This is a genomic window from Tepidisphaeraceae bacterium, assembly GCA_035998445.1.
In the GTDB taxonomy this organism is placed as follows: Bacteria; Planctomycetota; Phycisphaerae; order Tepidisphaerales; family Tepidisphaeraceae; genus DASYHQ01.
Window position 1 is genome coordinate 1 of record DASYHQ010000035.1, and the last position, 15360, is coordinate 15360.

Here is a 15360-nt window from a genome sequence, read left to right on the forward strand (position 1 = left end):
TCGTCGGCATCCACGTGGATGTTGCCGGTGACGACGATGACCACCGGCACCGGGCGGGCCTGGATCGTGACCGGGGCGCTCGCCAACTCGCCATCGAACGTCTCGAACTGGTAGTCGTACCCCTTGGCCGGGTCGATGCCCTCGTCGGTGAAGGGCGTGGCCGTATCGGTTGCCAGCAGCACGTAGGCGGAACCGCCGGCATCCCGTCGGCTGATGCGCACCGGGTGCGTCGCGCTGTAGACGATGACGATCGACGTGCCGCTGTAGGTCGCGGTGAAGACCTCGGGCGCGGCGGGCTTCGGCGGTTCCTCGGCCGGCGGCGGCGGCGGTCGTGTCGCCCGCACTAGCGCCCGCTCCGACGCGTGGCCGAGCGCGTTGACCGCTTGCAGGTAGAATCGGGTTTCGCGGCCGACCTCGCTGCCTGTGTCGAGGTATTCCAGCGTCGCCGTGGGCAGGTCGATCGTCTCGGGCACGTACTCGGGCACGATCGCAGGCTCGCCGTCGGCGTCCAGCGTCTCCTGATCGAGCAGGCGTTCGATCGTCCCGCGCCAAAAGCTGACCGCTGCTGGCACCGCAGCCGGCTCCCACTCGAACCGCAGCAACTCGGGCGATGCGGTGACGGTTAGCCCGACCGGCATAGGATCGAACGGGCGCGTGGCCTTGTACGTCGCCGACGCTGTCGATTCACCCGTCACCACGTCGAACGCGACCACCTGGTAGGTGTGTTCGACGCCCGGCACGGTACCGGCATAGCTGATCGTGGTCGCCGGCAGCGCGACGGTGGCGACGACGATGCCGTCCTCGTATAGGTGCGCGTGCGTGCCGTCGACCGCGATGAACGTGGCGACGACGCCGTTGACGCTCGTCGTGATGCCGACGTTCGTCGGCGCCGACGGCGCGGTGACCGTGCGCGGCGTCGGTCGGATCTTGACGAAGAGGGTTGCCATCAGGCTTCCAGCTGAATTTTCTTGATCAGGCGACGCGCCGCGGGGTCCGTCACGTCGACCACGTCGCCGCCGTCAAGGTTGAGGTCGAGCGTGAACCGGTGCTTCATCGGCGGCAGCACCCTGACGCGGATCACGATCGGAGTGCCCTTGGCGCCCTTGGCGTCGGCCTTTTCGAAGGGGGTCAGCGTCACGACGTGATCACCGGCACCGAGGAACGGCATCTTCGGGACGCCGCCGTCGTCACCGAACGCCCAGAGCGGCGCGTACTGTTCGGTCCGCTGCGTCTTGTCGACCTGGACCAGGATGGACTTCGTGTCGCTCGCCTGCTTCACCTCGACGTTGAACGACCCAGCGACGGTGGCCTCGGTGACGTTGACGAACCGCATGTCGCCCGGGATGGCCAGTTCAAGGCGTGTGATCTTGGGTTTGGCTGCCATGGGGATCCTTCGTGGCGGGGACCTCGGAGCGATCACCCGACGATCAGGCTGACGATGCGGGCGACGCGGTCCAACACCGGCGTCTGCGCTTCGGGGAGCGTTTGGGCCCGGGGGTCGGTCCATGTGACCGTGCCACCGATGCGCTGGGCGATGTTCCGCGCGGCCTCCAGCAGCGGCTTGAACGTGGCCGGCTGGACCTCGTCAGAGAAGTCGGCACCGACGAAGGCGATCACGTACTTGCCCCGGCGGATAGCGATGCGGGCGATCGCCTTCGTCGCCCCGCGCTCGCACCGCCACCGAAAATTGCCCTCGGGCAAATCGGCGACCCGGCTGAATAGCTTCGCCTGTAGGACCAGCTGCGTCTCGTCTGGGACGCTGCTCGTCAGAACGTTCTTGTATTCGTCGGCCTGGTAATTGACGCCGTCGGCCACCACCTCGTGCGTACGGCTCTTCTTCCGGATGTCGCTGCTGTCGTCGAAGTGCTCGCCGTTGTGGTACTTGGACAAGTAGACCCGCATGGCCGCCATGCCGACGATGGCCGCCTTCAGTTCGAGCATGATGGCCAGGTCGTCCCTGTAGCTGTACTCGAGCGGCGTCGATCGCTTGCGGAACGCACGCAGCAGCTTCTGGCGAGCATGCTTGGAGCAGTACACGATCGCGGCGGCGAGGGCCAACGCAATCTCGCCCCCGAAGATGCGGAGAAAGTCGTCGGTGAAGGGTTTGAGATCGACCATGGCGATGGGCTCGGCGTGGGTTGAGGGTGAATGGGAACTACGCCAGCACCGCCAATGCGGCGGCCTTCGCGACCGTCTTCCCCGCCGTCACGAGCGCGCCGACGATCTCGCGGAGGTCGGCTTCGACCTTCTCGCGCGTGGCCGTCATTGCCCTGAGCTGGAGCGACATGGCCACGGTTGGCAGAGATTGGGCCACTTGCGCGATAGCCCGATCTGCGAAGGGATCACCGTCGAGCTTCAGCATGGCGAACGTCGCCGCCTGAGCGACCAGCTGCATCTTCAGTCCCTTGAACCGTTCCCGGTCCGCCGCGGCGAGCTTGCGACCGAAGCCGAACCACGACTTCAACTTTGCCTCGGCCAGGTCCAAGACGTGCGACACGTCCTCCCCGTTGAACGTCGGGTTGCTGCCGTCCCCCTCGGGCTTGGCGGTTGGCGCTCCGACGCCGGGCGCAGCCTCGTCGCCGGGAAGCGATCCAAAGCCGGGCTGCTCGATCGATCCGTCGTGCTCGGGCTCGATCTCTTCTAACGGACGCGGGTCACCGGGGTCGCCCGTCGGCGCGTCGTCCTGCGCGATGCCGGTATCGACGATCATCTCGGCCCGCTCCCACACGGCCGCGGTCGCTGGGTCGCTTAGGTCAGGCCCTCCTGTCGTTGGCGGGGCCTGATCCGTGCGGAGCTTTTCAGTCAGCTCGTCGATCTCGCGCTGTTTTGCTACCAGCAATGCATCTCGCTCGCGCAAGGCGCGCTGATAAGCGGGAATGATGGCGTTGACGAGCTTTTCGACGGTAATCGTTTTCGGGTCCACGGGCACTCCGCTGAACGGGTTGAGATAGATGGCCAGCACCTGCCGCTTCAGCGACACGCTCCACTTCACAAACGGATCAGCTAACAGCTCTAAGTTCACTTGATTGGGTTGGCGAACTTGGTGAAGTTGTCCTGAATCTCGCGGCCCTCGTCGATGCTCTGATAGTGGCGATCGAGGATGGCCGGCGGCACGTAGGGACGCGTCGTCGGGTCGGCGTAGGCGCGGCGATCGGCCGTCTTCGCGATGTCGATCGACTGGCCGTAGATCTCCGCGTCGTGCGCCTTGATGCGCTCGGCGTAATCTTTGGCCTTCGGGTCGAACGCGATGCAGCCGCTCGAGTTCGCGCAGACCAGGAGCATCAGGGCGACGGCAACGATGATGGCGATGTCTTTCACTGCGGGATCCTTTCGATGTCGACGCGATGGGTACGGCCCGAAGATGGCGGCGTCTTCGTGGTGGCGTCGATGTTCACCACCGCGGCCGGTCCATTGGTCGGTGGCTTGGCCAGCGGCAGCTTCGTCGAGGCGCCGGTGCGGACCTTGGAGGCGACGTCCTCGATCCCGTTCCAGCTGGTCGCGATGCCCCATGCACCGAGGATGATGTACATCGCCTGCTGGCAGACCTCGCGCTTGTCGGCGTTGCTCATGCCGGGATCGGCGAACAGCCAGACCTGCAGCAGCACGTTCAGGATCGCCATGATGCTGATGCCCATGGCGGACTGATATTTAGCGCTGCCGAGGATGCGTTGGAAGTTCATTGATCGTTGTCCTGCATCGGCCGGCGGTAGAACCGTGGGCGGCATCCTCTGACCTTCACGTTGGCGAACGGTGCGGCCACCGACTGGCGAAGCAGCTGGCGGGCCGTCGCCTCTCGCGCATCCCTGGGCAACTCCAAAGAGGGGTTGCGCGGCTTCGGCAATTGGACGAACTTCGGCATCAGTAGGGCATCATTGGGACTGCCGAGCTGCACAGGCCGGCGCGGCGGATCCGCACGTACGCGCTCGTGAACTTCTCGACGAGCGACTGTGGGTGTCGCATCGCGAACACCGGTCGCCAGGACAGAACGCGAAACGATCGATCGGGCCGAACCGGCCGGTCCCGCTTGTATTGGTTTACCTACTTGGCGAGCATCTGCTGGTGCTGGCGGAACCGGTCCAGCGTCTTGTGCGGCAGGAGGCCGCCGAGGTTCAACGGCCGCGGGCGCAGCGCCGACGGGACGACGTAGACCCCAACGCTCCTAGTGGCCAGGGTCGGGCTGATTGTGGTCGCGCTGCACTTGTCGCACCGGGGATCGCCGCAGTTCTGCATGGGTTGCCCTTTCGCTAAGCCGCCCGCATGGCGGGCCTGGTGTTCTTCTCGCGCTTTCGCAACGCATCACGCGACACGCCGAACTTGGCACGCTGGCGGGCACGCTTGGCCCGGCTTCGCGCGGCACCCGGCGACAGCTTCAGCTGCCTGGCGAGTTCACGGCGGGACCAGCCCGCGTCGAACAGCGCCAGCACGTCGGCCTGCCGCACGGTCGGTCGCCGCGGGGCGTCGGGAGAAGAAAACATAGGCCCTCTCTTAGAGATGAGGGGGGAGGGGGCCGAATTTGAAAACGCGGTTTGCAGATTCATCGACTGCCGCGACTCCGAAACTTCGTATCCTCTTTAAACAGCGTGGTTTTCAGTCCGCGGCGGTGACGATCAACTTGTGCAGCGAGTTGCGCATCGTCATCGGTTGGCAGGCTTCGCTCGGTCACACGGCCGCCAGACGTGGACAGAACGTCCATCGCCTCGACGAACCCTGCCGGCGCCACGCCCAGGACGTGGTCCCGCTGGCTTTCGTACCGATCGTCGGCCCGCCGACCGTACGCCTGCAGGATCTCGTACAGCCGCCGGGTGTGGCGTTCGTCGGTCGCCGGCTTCCCGCGGCGGATCGCCTCGGCATCCTCGCGGTCACGATCCTCCTCCTCTTGGACCCACAGGCTGAACCCCTCGACCGCGATGACGCCCAGCAGCTCGACGCTCGCCTCGTAGGCGCCGGCCCACCGCAGGAACGCGCGAGCGCGGACGATCAGGTGCAGCCGGTGATTTGCCTCCCACCAGCGGTGGGCCGCAACGCGATCGTGCAACCGGGTCTCGGCGTCCGGCCGGCGTCGCGGCGGTGGAGCGGCGTCGGCGTCACGCGGGGCCCTGTAGCCGCGCTTCGGCCCACACCCCGCGTAGTCCATTGCCGCGCGCTGGGACCGGCGACTGACGCTGACGTACAGCGCGTCGCCCCGATCGTCGATCGTCGAGCCGACCGACGCCTTCAACGCCTTCGGCTTCCTGCCCCGTTTCCCGGGATGCTTCACTGCTGTGCTACCTGCGCCCATCCTTGCTCCATTCTGCCCACGATTCGCCACGCTGGCCCCTCTGGTGGCGGTGGTGGAAGTCGACAATCGCACACCACACGCGAAAGAATTTTGACCGCTGTTTACCCGCAACGGCCGGTACCCCCTCAAAGGGGACCCATGCCATTCTGACACCCCTGTTTTTCGGTCAAAAACGCGGTTTTTCGCCAGATGTGCCGTTTTTGGCCTGAAAACGCGGTTTTTCGCTGTCGACGGGGGTCGTCGCTGGAGTTGTCACTAACTTGACGTCGACAGCGCGCAGCCCGTACGACCGCAGCGCCCGCTTCAAGAACACCTTGAGCCGCGAGTACGGCGGTGGCTCCCCTTCCGCGGGCTTGCCCTCATCCCGCAGGGTTACCACGAAGTTGATCCGATGCCGATTCACTTAGCTTCTGGCTCCGGTGATGGTGGAACATCGCGAACGACGCGATCAGTTACCTTGCCTGGCTTCCCTGGCAACACGGTCAGCGGGTCGACGGCCTCCGCAGGACATCCACCGTTCTCGTAGGGGTCATAGTCCTTCAGCCAGAACACCCGGCGTTCGAAGGTGCCCCGAGAGATAGACGGTGCATTGGGCTTCAGGTTCGACCATCCCACGACCTTCATGTCACCGTGACGTAGCCGTCCCCTTCTGCGTGACGCAATTACGAACGACTCACGCACGTACCTTGGCAGCGCGTGGACCGGTTGCTCCCAATGAACGTCGGACTCGTGTAGCAGATGTTCCTTCGTCAACATGATGCCTCTCTTCTTTCGGTGACCTATTGGCCTTCGTTGACCTTCTTGACCTAGCCAAACTGCGACCGATTAACACCTTTTCCGCGATACTGAATCACCACGCGGGCTTTTATTGACCTTCTATGACCTATTGACCTTTGCACGCTGCTCTATAGCGCTCGCACATATCTTCTCGTTCACACATGCGATGCACGTTCAATTTCTGTTTTCCATCCACGCCTCTGCGAACTTGATGATCAGATAATCGCTCTCTCTCACACATGCGCATACAGAAAAGGTCAATAGGTCAATAAAGGTCAATCAGACGCATTCGAAACCGCATTCTTGGTAGCCCCAAGGCCCCTTTCCTAGCATTGACCTAGGGCATTGACCTTTTCATCCGGAAGCTAAAAGGTCAATAAACCGAGCGTATTAAAACCGATCAACCAGCCCGTCGTGTTTCATCGACATCAAACGGCAGCGGGTCAGTCTCGCTGGACTCATCCCGTTTAGGCTCGACGATTGGTTGATCGCCCATGAGTTCACTCAGGTAGTAAAATGCGTTGGAGTCCGTGCCGCTCCGCTTAATCTTCCATTTGCCGATTGGCCGATCCAACTGGTGTCGCAGGATCGTCATGCCGAAGCTTGTAAGCTGTGCTCGCTCGCTGACCGATTGAAAGCATTTCGGGAAGAGCCCAGCGCCTCGCGCGACGTTTGCCAGGTACTTCGTGGGTCGTGCAAGATCGTTATGGCTATCCGCCCAGAGCGCGACAAACGTGTTCAGGTCGGCCGCCTGCGGGTCCGACTCTTTCACCCAGCGATTGAAGTTGCTCAGCCATTCGGTGTACCCCGCAGTCTGCATGACGCCACCAACGACGTTCTGCCATCGCTCGAAGCCGCCCATCGCCCGGTCGCCCTTGGGCCTACCTGCGGCCCGCCAAACGCAGACCATGCCCAGGATTGCGGACAGGACCTTCCGTCGCACCGTCGGCAGATATTCTAGCAGGTCCGGGTGGACGAACTCCTTTCGATTCTGGGGATCGGCGGTTTGCGGCTGAAGGAAGATTGGCACCATACGTTTGATAATCTCTCCCGTGCCCTCGACGTTGTTGCCGCTACCGAACAGGATCAGATTGTTGGGCAGCGTTACCATCTGCGTTTGCCCGAGCAGCCGACCACGATAGATCGCAGCCGTTAACAGTGATGCCAGCACGCCTGAGTCCACGAATTGCTTCAGGTTGTCGAGGTGGACGATGGTGTCCTGTCCGATCAGCAGGGCGATGATCCGCTTGTCGCGTTCTTCTTCGGACATTGCCAGCTGTTCCGCTGGCACCTCCTGTCTAAGGAAGATGTGACCCAGCACCTGTTCTATGAGTTTCGACTTACCCGTTCGTTCGAGCGGCGCCTGCACGAGGTGCATCGGGCGGTTCGAGCCAATCGCTGGGGCGACCACCACCGTCACCATGCCGCCGATGAAGTTCTGTCGATCGGCCTCGCTGCGGAACGGGAAGTCGATCAGCAGGTCCTCCAGCGTCATGCGAGCCGTCTCCATGTCCATTTCCGGTTCAAGGTCGGCGAGGTCCGAGTGCTGATCGTAGAAGACGCCGTTCGGGTTCCACCCAGGCGACGTTAATTCGAAGCTCTCGAGGAATGTAGGATAGCGGACCATCATGCGCAGTTGTCGCACGTGCTCGGAGGCAGATGCTCGGTTGAGCACCAACGACCCGTGGTCACGATTAGATGGCACGAAGATGAGGGCCTGACCTTCGTCACCCGGCAGCTTCACCCATTTCCCGAGCTTCACGTGTGAGTCCACCAGCATCCGCGTAGCGTCAGCGTCTAGCATCCGGAACTTACGGCTGCCGGGCCGACGAATGATCTGTCCCGGCACGTCGCCCATGCTGTAGATGGCATCTTCAGGAACTCGCCGAAGCACCTCGTCCGCAAAGGTGCTGGTGCCGATTTCTGAATACTGGCCCCGATCATCCCGATGAGCGCCGGGCGTTAGCAGGTAATCGTCGGCATCATCACGAATGGGCGTGATGCTCTGCTCATCTTCGGGATCAAGGACGGCGGCATTGCTGGCTTCCTCGGCTTGTCGCTCCTGCTCCTCTTTCATCGCTGCGGCCAAGTCCTTCAAATCCAGATGGACGCCGGCCTCGTCCCGCCACCGCCGTAGTTCTGCCTTGATGCTGGCCCATTCTCGTTTGCTAAGCTGTGCCAGGTCCCCTGCTGCTGCGATGATCACCTGAGGGTCGAACGTCGCCTTTGCCGTGTCGAGCGCGTCGCGCACGCGAACGGCGGCGCTCACCTGCTCGGCAGCAACGTCGTCGGCGCGCACCGTTAAGTCAGGGTCGGTACCGCAGTTAAGGTCGATAGGAGGCGAATTTCGCGCACCCTCGCGCGCGGCTGATTCATCAGGTATACCGTCCTCGCCGACCGTACTGTGATCTTTGGGTGGTTTACTTGGAGCCTTCGCCGCCGTGCGGGCGGCACGTGGACCCCGCGGGTCGTTTCGGTCGCCGGGGAAGATGCAAGCGCCATCGTCCTGGGCCATCTTGATCAAGGAACCGAGTTTTGCGATCTTGCCGCGGCTCGCCTTAAACGACTTCCACTTTTGCTCGCAATCGCCCTCGGCGTACTTCGAGCTGCTCTGACTCCAGCGGATCGCCTCTTCAAGCATGGGCGTGCCGGTCTCGCTCTCGACTAGATGCAGGATCGCCAGCACCTTCACCCACGAGTCGTAGTCGTCGACCCGGTCAGCGCGCAGCCCGTCCAGGCACTTCACGGCGATCTCGTCGCTCGTCATCAGCTTCGCAGACTTCGTCGGCAAGGCCCGCTGAGGCCGTGGCGCTGGTGCCGGCGTCGGCGTGGGTGCCGCTTCTGCAGGAATAAGCATGGGCGAGTCGCCCGTGCAGCCTAGCAACAGATCAATCGCGTCATTACCACCGACCCACCCGTTCCCCTCCCAGACCCGCGACCAGTGGTTCTTGGTGTGGTGCCGTCCGGGGATGCGCGCCCAATTGCCAAATTCACCCGGCGCCACGTGGGCTTGTTTAGGGAAGGTCTCCGGTGCTCGCGCTAATCCTAGTGCTGCGTAGTCGCTGACGATCCACTGCGCGAACGCGTAGACGATGTCGGAAGGCGTGGGACGGTCAAACATCGCCCACAGGCGGTAGCCACCGTCGCCGTTGCTGTCGACCAGCAGTGGGTTGAACCCAAGCGATGCTACGCGGGTGTGCCACGCGAGGGCAGCGTGCCAGTTCGCGGTCGGCGCGACGGCATCACCGCTATGGTGGTCGATGTCGACGCTCAGCCATCTGCACATGCTGTCGACGTCGTTGGTCGAATGCAGGCCGATCACGTCACCGCCGTGCTTGGCACGGAAGTGACGGACGATGACCTGGCTGGTCAGTAGAACCTCGCCCCGCTTCTCCTTGGCCGGGGCCGTGTAGGAGACCTGATCGGGCTTTACGCTACCGTCCTTGCGGGTGACCATCTTGCGATGCCCGGGGGCGACGTATGCTCCCCAGGCCGTGGTCCGGTTGACCAGCCGGGCTTCCGCCCATGCTGCGAGTTCGGCCGCGCGCGCCGCCCAAATTGCTTGTTCGTCGATCGGCGTTGCTGGTGTTGCTTCAACCATACTTACTTCCTGGCACGTACCCTGTGTGCAGATCGATTTACTTTGCGTCGAACTTCTTGATGCCCTTCAACATGACCACGTCCATCTCGCTGAGCGCGTACCATTCGGGTCCCACGCGTTGCTTGGCGAAGTAGGCGCGGAACCGGAGGCGTGCCGCGGCAGCGTCGGGCGTCTCGATCGTGTGAACGATCTCCCCGTCGCCGATCAGGTTCGGGAGCGATGACCGGTCCGTCACGAAGGAGAACAGGCTGGGTTCAACGCTCGACCGGAACAGGTGGACTTGCGCGAGGCCCACGCCGGCGGCTGACAGGCCATGCGCTGCGGCGAATCGCGCGAACGCGTCGAGCGGGTTTGCAGCGATCGTGACGCGCGTCGCCATCGTGCGCACGAACCACATGTCCGTGCGTTGCACGTCCGACATGGTGGCGGGCTCGAACAGCCAGACGGGAATGCCGCGGGCCACGGCGTACCCGATCTCCGCAACCGTCCCGTAGGCGTCGATCGCGTCGAGCCACACGAACATTACGTCGCTGTCGTCGATCCACTTGCGACAGAGTTCAACCGTACGGGCCTGCGACGGGTTGGCCATGCAGACGCTTCCGTCGTTGGCGCCGACGCCGTGGCTGGATCGACCATGCCCACAGCCGTGATCGCACCCGCGGAAGAATGGCCCTGCGTACGCGAAACGTCCACGGTATAGAGGCTGGTCGGGCTCGGGGGTCTCGTTTGCCACCCAGCTGCCCGACGCGCTCCGCATGTGCGGAAACAGGTCATGCCGCCAATCGTTCTTGGCGATCTTGCCGGCGCAGTACACCCGGATGAACTGCGGGTCGCGATCAGCCGGCTGTTTGGCCTCCACGGTCGCGTTCCGATGCTTGTCGATGTTAAACGTCGTCGTCATCTAGATCTCTCTCCGGCCATGCCGGTGTTGCGTTCCAGTCTGTATGCCTTACCGCTCATCGCCCACCTCCTGGCTCGACCCGGTGGCATTCCTCGTTAGGGGTGAAGGGGGCGGAAGGTCCGCTCCCCTCGCCTACGCCGCTCCTCTCTGATCGATCGGTTGGTCCCGACGTACGGGGAGGGGCGGGGGTGCGCGCATTATTTACACTGACCCGATCACCTCCAGTTCGACGTTGGCGATCTTGGCTGCTTCGCGAATCGTGCTTTCGAACAGGCACCGCCAATCCGCGTCCGACATCACCGTTTGGGGCCCGCGGTTGCCGATCATGCCGCGGTAGATGTTGGAGGTTGACTGAAGCACGGCCATCGCCAGCGTGGCCTCCTCCTCCTCGCTCTCGGTGACCGTGCCGCGCACCATATGTGCCGTGATCAGTGTTAAGGCCATCCAGTGGTTGAATTGCTCTAACGTCGTGTTCATTTGCCGATCCCTTCTGGTTTACCCCGCCGTCCTTCGGCCTCGCCTGTTGGCCATCGACCGCAGGATGGTGTCGACCATCGCGTCGGTGCTGCCCTTCAGGTGGACCACCTTCTCTACCTCCCGGTTCCGCCCGCCAGCGGGAGGGGACAGTGATGGTTGCAGGTGCCGTGTCATGTTGCCGACCACAACGGCCGGGCCGCGTGCGGTGGTTGGGAAGTTGCTTCTCATCACGACCTTCATTGCTTTCCTTTCCCCGCCATCGAAGCGGGCGTGTTCGCCGTGTCGATCACCTTCAGTAATCTGTCTATGCGTCTCGCCTCACACTTGCTCACTCGCTTGCGGCGCCTGAGCCTGTATGCCTGCTTTCTATTCATCACCAGCCTTCCCCAGGTGTGATCGGGCGTTCAACATCTGCTGGGCGTAGAACCATCGCCACGCGAAGTAACGGTCGATCGCGGCTTGGCGACGCGCTTCGTGTCGGCGCTCCTGCTCATCCCGCGATGGGGACGTTGGCACGTCAGGTGCCTCAAGACCTTGCACCTGCCCGTGCTGATCAAACCACTCAGGGATTTCTGCCGGCGCCCGGGCGGCCAGAAGAAGGAGTGCATCTGGCATCAGATGCATGCCTGGCTCTAGCAATTGAACGGTCCCCTCTGCAGGCGGAAAGGTAATCGTCGCATCTGCGGCCAAGCGGAGGCCGTATGCAGGCGAGTCAGCGATTGCACGGTCTGCCGATGCAAGACGTTCATAGGTGGTGAACGAATGGCCGCAGTTACAGCGGCGACGGCGACGGACGCCCTGACGTACCGGACGGCTATCGACCACACGGCCCGTCTGAGCGCTCAATAACGTGTCGCAACTGGGGCAGTTCATGCTGCCCTCCCTTGTGCTGGCGCATCAACAGCCCTTGCGTGACGCAGTTTGGCCTCCAACTCCGAACCCGCGGGATGTTCGGCCTGTAGAGGGTTAGTCGGAAGGTCGCGCCACGCGCGCCACAGTTCCCGCAGCAGCCGCTTACGCATGAACCTGAGGGCTCGCATGTGCGCGCGGCACTTCGGGTCGCGTGCCTTCTCGTACGCCTTGCGGTCGTTGTAGACCTTCGCGTATTCGGGGTTCTTTGCTCGGATGAGGTTGCCCCCAATTGTGTACATCACGGAGTTGCGAGTGCCGACGTAGCCCAGTTGCAGAAACTCCTCCGCCGTGATGCCCCCGCACCGCTTCCACGTCGACGCTGCCTTCCCCTTGTAGACGTGGAGTCCGAACCGCTTCCAGAGTTTTGCCGGGTTGGCGTAGTTCGAGAGGTCGCCCGCCTCACCGACGATCAGGGCAAGGCTGGGCGGTCCGAATCCGCGGACCTTGAAGCGAGACCAGACCGGCAACTGCACGACGAGCTTGAGGATTTTCCGATCTAGTTCGTTCTGCCACGCGCGAAAGATCTTCTCCGCTTCGATGAACCGGTCGGCCACCGGTCGCATGACGATCGCGATCATCCGCTCGGACTCGTTCAGGCCGGTGAGCTTGTTCTTCGTAATCGCGGTAACGATGGCCTTACCGCGATCGCGGACCGCGTCCCCTTTGGCATCCGAGTCCGGTATCGTTTGCGCCACCAATTGCCGCGCCAGAGCCCCGAATGGGTGCATCAGACCGATGCGGGTCCGCATGGCGGCATTGCGCTGCTTGTGAAGCTCGACCAACTGTCGGCAGATGCGATCGACATCGAGTTCGGGCAAAGTATCGGGCGAGGGGGCAACGGCGGGTTGGGTGTCACCGGGGCGATGGCCCCCTCGCTCTAATTCAATCGCGCCGACCGGCATCCGATCATCGGGTGTCACGACGACATTGGCCGATCGGCGCGTTGGTTTGGACTCGCTCGGCAAGCCGTTAATGGATGTCACGGCGGGGATGGCCGAACGAGCCTGTTTCGAAGAAGCGGCCGACAGCCGGCCGGCGGGTGACACACTTTGGGTGGTCGACCGCTTCTTGGTTCGTGCGACGGCGGACACTGGCGGGATGGGTGTCTGCCTTAACGGGGTCCGCTGTCGCATTGATTGTGGCTCGCTCGACACCGGCAGCGAGGGTGTCAAACACGTCGTGGCCGAGCGAGCCGTTTTCGGAGTAGCGACCGACGACGGGCCAGTGGATGACACGCGAGGGGTGGCCGGTCGCTTCTTAGTTCGTGCAGAGGACGGCAGGGCGTTTTTGGGTGACACACGGGTGGTGGTCGTCCTCTGCTTCGATTGTTTCGTCTTCATGACATTCGTCCTTCGTTCAATGCCAGGCATGGGCAACGGGGTTATGGGTGTCACTGGCCAGATGGCCCACGCCTGGCGAATTTTGCGAGCCCCGGCATCACTACCTCGGGTGCCAACGTACTGAAGGCCGGGGCTCGTTATGTCGTGGCGGCGGGCGGTATCGTTATGGGTGGCACGTTTCCTAGCCCGCCGCCGCTTTGGTTCGTTACAGTTTGTGCCGCCTGAGGATGGCCTTCAGTTCATCCCGCCGCAGGCGCGCGCCGACCTTCTCGTCGTCGTCAACGTTGTTGCGCACCTCGCGGTAGAACGTGATCGTCTTGCCGTGTTCGAACCGCCGCCGTTCGTGCTTGGCGATCTCACGATCCAGATCGGCCCCGGTCGCCTCCATCAGCTTCTTCCCGCCGACCAGCCACCGGTCGATCATGTCTTCCTTCTCATCGTGGTCGTAGATGCTCAGCAGCGTTTCCAGCGTGCGGGTGGGCTGCGCCAGTACGGGCTTCGGCGTTTCAACTGGGTTAGCGGGTCTTGCCCGCACCGCAGTGCTGCGGCGAACGGCGACGAGGTGGCGGATGCCCTGGTCGATGAGGTAGTCCACCAACTGCATCTCTTCGTTCGCGACGCGCGGCCTGATCAACATGGCTCGTTCTAGGTCCTCGCGCACCTTGGTGATCGCGTCGTCCAGTTCCGCCAAGTGGTCGACCGCGTCGCGGACGATTGCCTCGAACCGGTCGACAGGGTTTAACGGCGGTCGCGCGGCCGACGGTTCTCCGTTGCCCGTGGTGGTCAGATCGGTGAGCGTTTCACCCGTAGGTTCGGCAAATGTGGTTTCCATTTTTGCTTCTTCCTGCACCGCGAAGGCCCGCAGTGTCTTCAGTGCCTTGTCGTGTTCGCGTAGGGCAGCGTTTCCGTCGATACCCAAGGCGACCGCGATCTGGTCGAACGTCTGACCATCGCGGTAGTGGAGTCGCATGATCCGTCGCTGGTGTTCAGGTAACGACCGCAGCTGATCATCGAAGAGGTCGCGGCGATCGATCAGCTCGAAGCCCCTGCCGCCTCCTGCCGACGCCACGTCGTCGAGCAAGCTGCCGGCATCGTCATGGTGACCACGCGGCGCGTTCAGCGACGTCACCCGTACTCGACCGCGTCCTGTGCATCGCGCCTCGTACCTCAGCCAGTCGTAAATCGCGTTCTTGATGCACGTCGTGGCGTAGGCCGGGAAGCTGCCCTCCACGTGCTCTACCTTCTCAATCGCCTTAGCGAGCCCGAACGATCCGGCCTGCACCAAGTCCTCGACCTCGATCGAATCAGCCAGACGTCGCTTCATCCGTCCTGCCACCTGTTCGAGCAGGTACAACAGGCTTGCCATCAGTTTTGCCTTGGCGTGCCCGGACCTCGTCCGCATGTACTCGGTCCATGCGTCGGCTTCCGTCTCGATAGGTGTTGCGAGCATCAACATGGGTCACCGCCCTTTCGCGTAGGGAAACTGACCTTGATGCGGGCGGCGGATCGTTCGCTCACGACGGTTGGCGATGTCGCGTTGCAGGTCGGCCCCGGTTCGAAGCATGGGGTGGCGCTCAGGTGCCTGCCTTCCGGTCAGTTCGGTGTAGACCCGGCGGCTGACCGCGTCGGCCCGCTCGTTTTGGTCCCGCGGAATCCATGTGGCGGACCACCAGCGGTCGCTCCAGACCTTCGCCAGTTCTTTGAGGCATTCATCACGGAGGCCGGCCATTACCGGGCTTTTGCACTGCCAGCGGCCATTAAGCTGGTTGATGACCAGCATGCTGTCGCCGTAGATTTCCAACTGGTCCGGCTTGGCGTTCAGGCGTGCCAGTTCGGTGACGGCGGTCAGGCCGCTCATCAACGCCATGTACTCTGCCTGGTTATTCGTGTTCTCGGGCGCCGGGTGCAGCGCGTAGCCGCTCGACCGCTCCTGACCGTTGTGCATGACGAGGTGGTAGCCCATGCCGAGGCCACCGCCGGGGTTGACCGGCTCGCAGAGCCCGTCGAACCACAATTTCCACAAGACGCCGCCGTTTTTGTCTGGTAACATTGTCATCTCCTGATCTGCCGGGTC

The 15360-nt window shown here is 63.0% G+C and carries 18 protein-coding genes; all 18 read right to left on the reverse strand.

Annotation, left to right across the window (positions count from 1 at the left end):
• On the reverse strand, window positions 1-947 hold a 947-nt coding region (locus VGN72_14495; protein HEV7300571.1), incomplete at its 3' end, for a hypothetical protein.
• The gene (locus tag VGN72_14500) at window positions 947-1384 is read right to left on the reverse strand and encodes a hypothetical protein (GenBank protein HEV7300572.1); all 438 of its coding nucleotides are present in this window, start codon (window positions 1382-1384) and stop codon (window positions 947-949) included. The genes VGN72_14495 and VGN72_14500, both read right to left, overlap by 1 nt.
• A gap of 32 nt (window positions 1385-1416) precedes the next feature.
• Complete coding sequence (locus VGN72_14505) at window positions 1417-2118, reverse strand: hypothetical protein (protein HEV7300573.1); 702 nt, start codon at window positions 2116-2118, stop codon at window positions 1417-1419.
• A 37-nt stretch (window positions 2119-2155) separates the two neighbouring features.
• On the reverse strand, window positions 2156-2992 hold the full coding sequence (locus VGN72_14510) for a hypothetical protein (GenBank protein ID HEV7300574.1): 837 nt from the start codon (window positions 2990-2992) through the stop codon (window positions 2156-2158).
• Between the two features lie 26 nt (window positions 2993-3018).
• Window positions 3019-3318: a hypothetical protein gene (locus tag VGN72_14515; GenBank protein HEV7300575.1), complete on the reverse strand. Its 300-nt coding sequence runs from the start codon at window positions 3316-3318 to the stop codon at window positions 3019-3021.
• Window positions 3315-3680, reverse strand: a complete 366-nt coding sequence (locus VGN72_14520) for a hypothetical protein (protein ID HEV7300576.1) — start codon at window positions 3678-3680, stop codon at window positions 3315-3317. Before VGN72_14520 ends, VGN72_14515 begins: the two co-directional genes overlap by 4 nt.
• Complete coding sequence (locus tag VGN72_14525; GenBank protein ID HEV7300577.1) at window positions 3677-3859, reverse strand: hypothetical protein; 183 nt, start codon at window positions 3857-3859, stop codon at window positions 3677-3679. The genes VGN72_14520 and VGN72_14525 overlap by 4 nt, the downstream gene beginning before the upstream one ends.
• A gap of 179 nt (window positions 3860-4038) precedes the next feature.
• Window positions 4039-4230: a hypothetical protein gene (locus VGN72_14530; GenBank protein HEV7300578.1), complete on the reverse strand. Its 192-nt coding sequence runs from the start codon at window positions 4228-4230 to the stop codon at window positions 4039-4041.
• Between the two features lie 14 nt (window positions 4231-4244).
• Window positions 4245-4475 (reverse strand): hypothetical protein, encoded by a 231-nt coding sequence (locus tag VGN72_14535; protein ID HEV7300579.1) that lies wholly within the window; start codon window positions 4473-4475, stop codon window positions 4245-4247.
• A 59-nt stretch (window positions 4476-4534) separates the two neighbouring features.
• Window positions 4535-5278: a hypothetical protein gene (locus VGN72_14540; protein HEV7300580.1), complete on the reverse strand. Its 744-nt coding sequence runs from the start codon at window positions 5276-5278 to the stop codon at window positions 4535-4537.
• 1177 nt (window positions 5279-6455) lie between these two features.
• On the reverse strand, window positions 6456-9656 hold the full coding sequence (locus VGN72_14545; GenBank protein HEV7300581.1) for a PriCT-2 domain-containing protein: 3201 nt from the start codon (window positions 9654-9656) through the stop codon (window positions 6456-6458).
• A gap of 37 nt (window positions 9657-9693) precedes the next feature.
• Complete coding sequence (locus tag VGN72_14550; protein HEV7300582.1) at window positions 9694-10557, reverse strand: hypothetical protein; 864 nt, start codon at window positions 10555-10557, stop codon at window positions 9694-9696.
• 201 nt (window positions 10558-10758) lie between these two features.
• Window positions 10759-11034, reverse strand: a complete 276-nt coding sequence (locus VGN72_14555; GenBank protein HEV7300583.1) for a hypothetical protein — start codon at window positions 11032-11034, stop codon at window positions 10759-10761.
• Window positions 11035-11052: 18 nt separating this feature from the next.
• Window positions 11053-11262, reverse strand: coding sequence for a hypothetical protein (locus VGN72_14560; GenBank protein HEV7300584.1), 210 nt, complete (start codon window positions 11260-11262; stop codon window positions 11053-11055).
• Window positions 11263-11400: 138 nt separating this feature from the next.
• Window positions 11401-11550: a hypothetical protein gene (locus tag VGN72_14565; protein HEV7300585.1), complete on the reverse strand. Its 150-nt coding sequence runs from the start codon at window positions 11548-11550 to the stop codon at window positions 11401-11403.
• A gap of 353 nt (window positions 11551-11903) precedes the next feature.
• On the reverse strand, window positions 11904-13286 hold the full coding sequence (locus VGN72_14570) for a hypothetical protein (protein HEV7300586.1): 1383 nt from the start codon (window positions 13284-13286) through the stop codon (window positions 11904-11906).
• 205 nt (window positions 13287-13491) lie between these two features.
• A complete protein-coding gene (locus VGN72_14575; protein ID HEV7300587.1) occupies window positions 13492-14742 on the reverse strand; it encodes a sigma-70 family RNA polymerase sigma factor in 1251 nt (416 codons plus the stop codon).
• 3 nt (window positions 14743-14745) lie between these two features.
• Window positions 14746-15336, reverse strand: coding sequence for a ribonuclease HI family protein (locus tag VGN72_14580; protein ID HEV7300588.1), 591 nt, complete (start codon window positions 15334-15336; stop codon window positions 14746-14748).
• Window positions 15337-15360 lie beyond the last annotated feature (24 nt).

Coding starts and splice junctions, on each gene's coding strand:
- VGN72_14500 (HEV7300572.1), bottom strand. CDS start 1,384: ATGGCAGCCAAACCCAAGATCACACGCCTTGAACTGGCCATCCCGGGC.
- VGN72_14505 (HEV7300573.1), bottom strand. CDS start 2,118: ATGGTCGATCTCAAACCCTTCACCGACGACTTTCTCCGCATCTTCGGG.
- VGN72_14550 (HEV7300582.1), bottom strand. CDS start 10,557: ATGACGACGACGTTTAACATCGACAAGCATCGGAACGCGACCGTGGAG.
- VGN72_14540 (HEV7300580.1), bottom strand. CDS start 5,278: ATGGGCGCAGGTAGCACAGCAGTGAAGCATCCCGGGAAACGGGGCAGG.
- VGN72_14520 (HEV7300576.1), bottom strand. CDS start 3,680: ATGAACTTCCAACGCATCCTCGGCAGCGCTAAATATCAGTCCGCCATG.
- VGN72_14560 (HEV7300584.1), bottom strand. CDS start 11,262: ATGAGAAGCAACTTCCCAACCACCGCACGCGGCCCGGCCGTTGTGGTC.
- VGN72_14530 (HEV7300578.1), bottom strand. CDS start 4,230: ATGCAGAACTGCGGCGATCCCCGGTGCGACAAGTGCAGCGCGACCACA.
- VGN72_14575 (HEV7300587.1), bottom strand. CDS start 14,742: ATGTTGATGCTCGCAACACCTATCGAGACGGAAGCCGACGCATGGACC.
- VGN72_14525 (HEV7300577.1), bottom strand. CDS start 3,859: ATGCCGAAGTTCGTCCAATTGCCGAAGCCGCGCAACCCCTCTTTGGAG.
- VGN72_14555 (HEV7300583.1), bottom strand. CDS start 11,034: ATGAACACGACGTTAGAGCAATTCAACCACTGGATGGCCTTAACACTG.
- VGN72_14545 (HEV7300581.1), bottom strand. CDS start 9,656: ATGGTTGAAGCAACACCAGCAACGCCGATCGACGAACAAGCAATTTGG.
- VGN72_14535 (HEV7300579.1), bottom strand. CDS start 4,475: ATGTTTTCTTCTCCCGACGCCCCGCGGCGACCGACCGTGCGGCAGGCC.
- VGN72_14570 (HEV7300586.1), bottom strand. CDS start 13,286: ATGAAGACGAAACAATCGAAGCAGAGGACGACCACCACCCGTGTGTCA.
- VGN72_14580 (HEV7300588.1), bottom strand. CDS start 15,336: ATGTTACCAGACAAAAACGGCGGCGTCTTGTGGAAATTGTGGTTCGAC.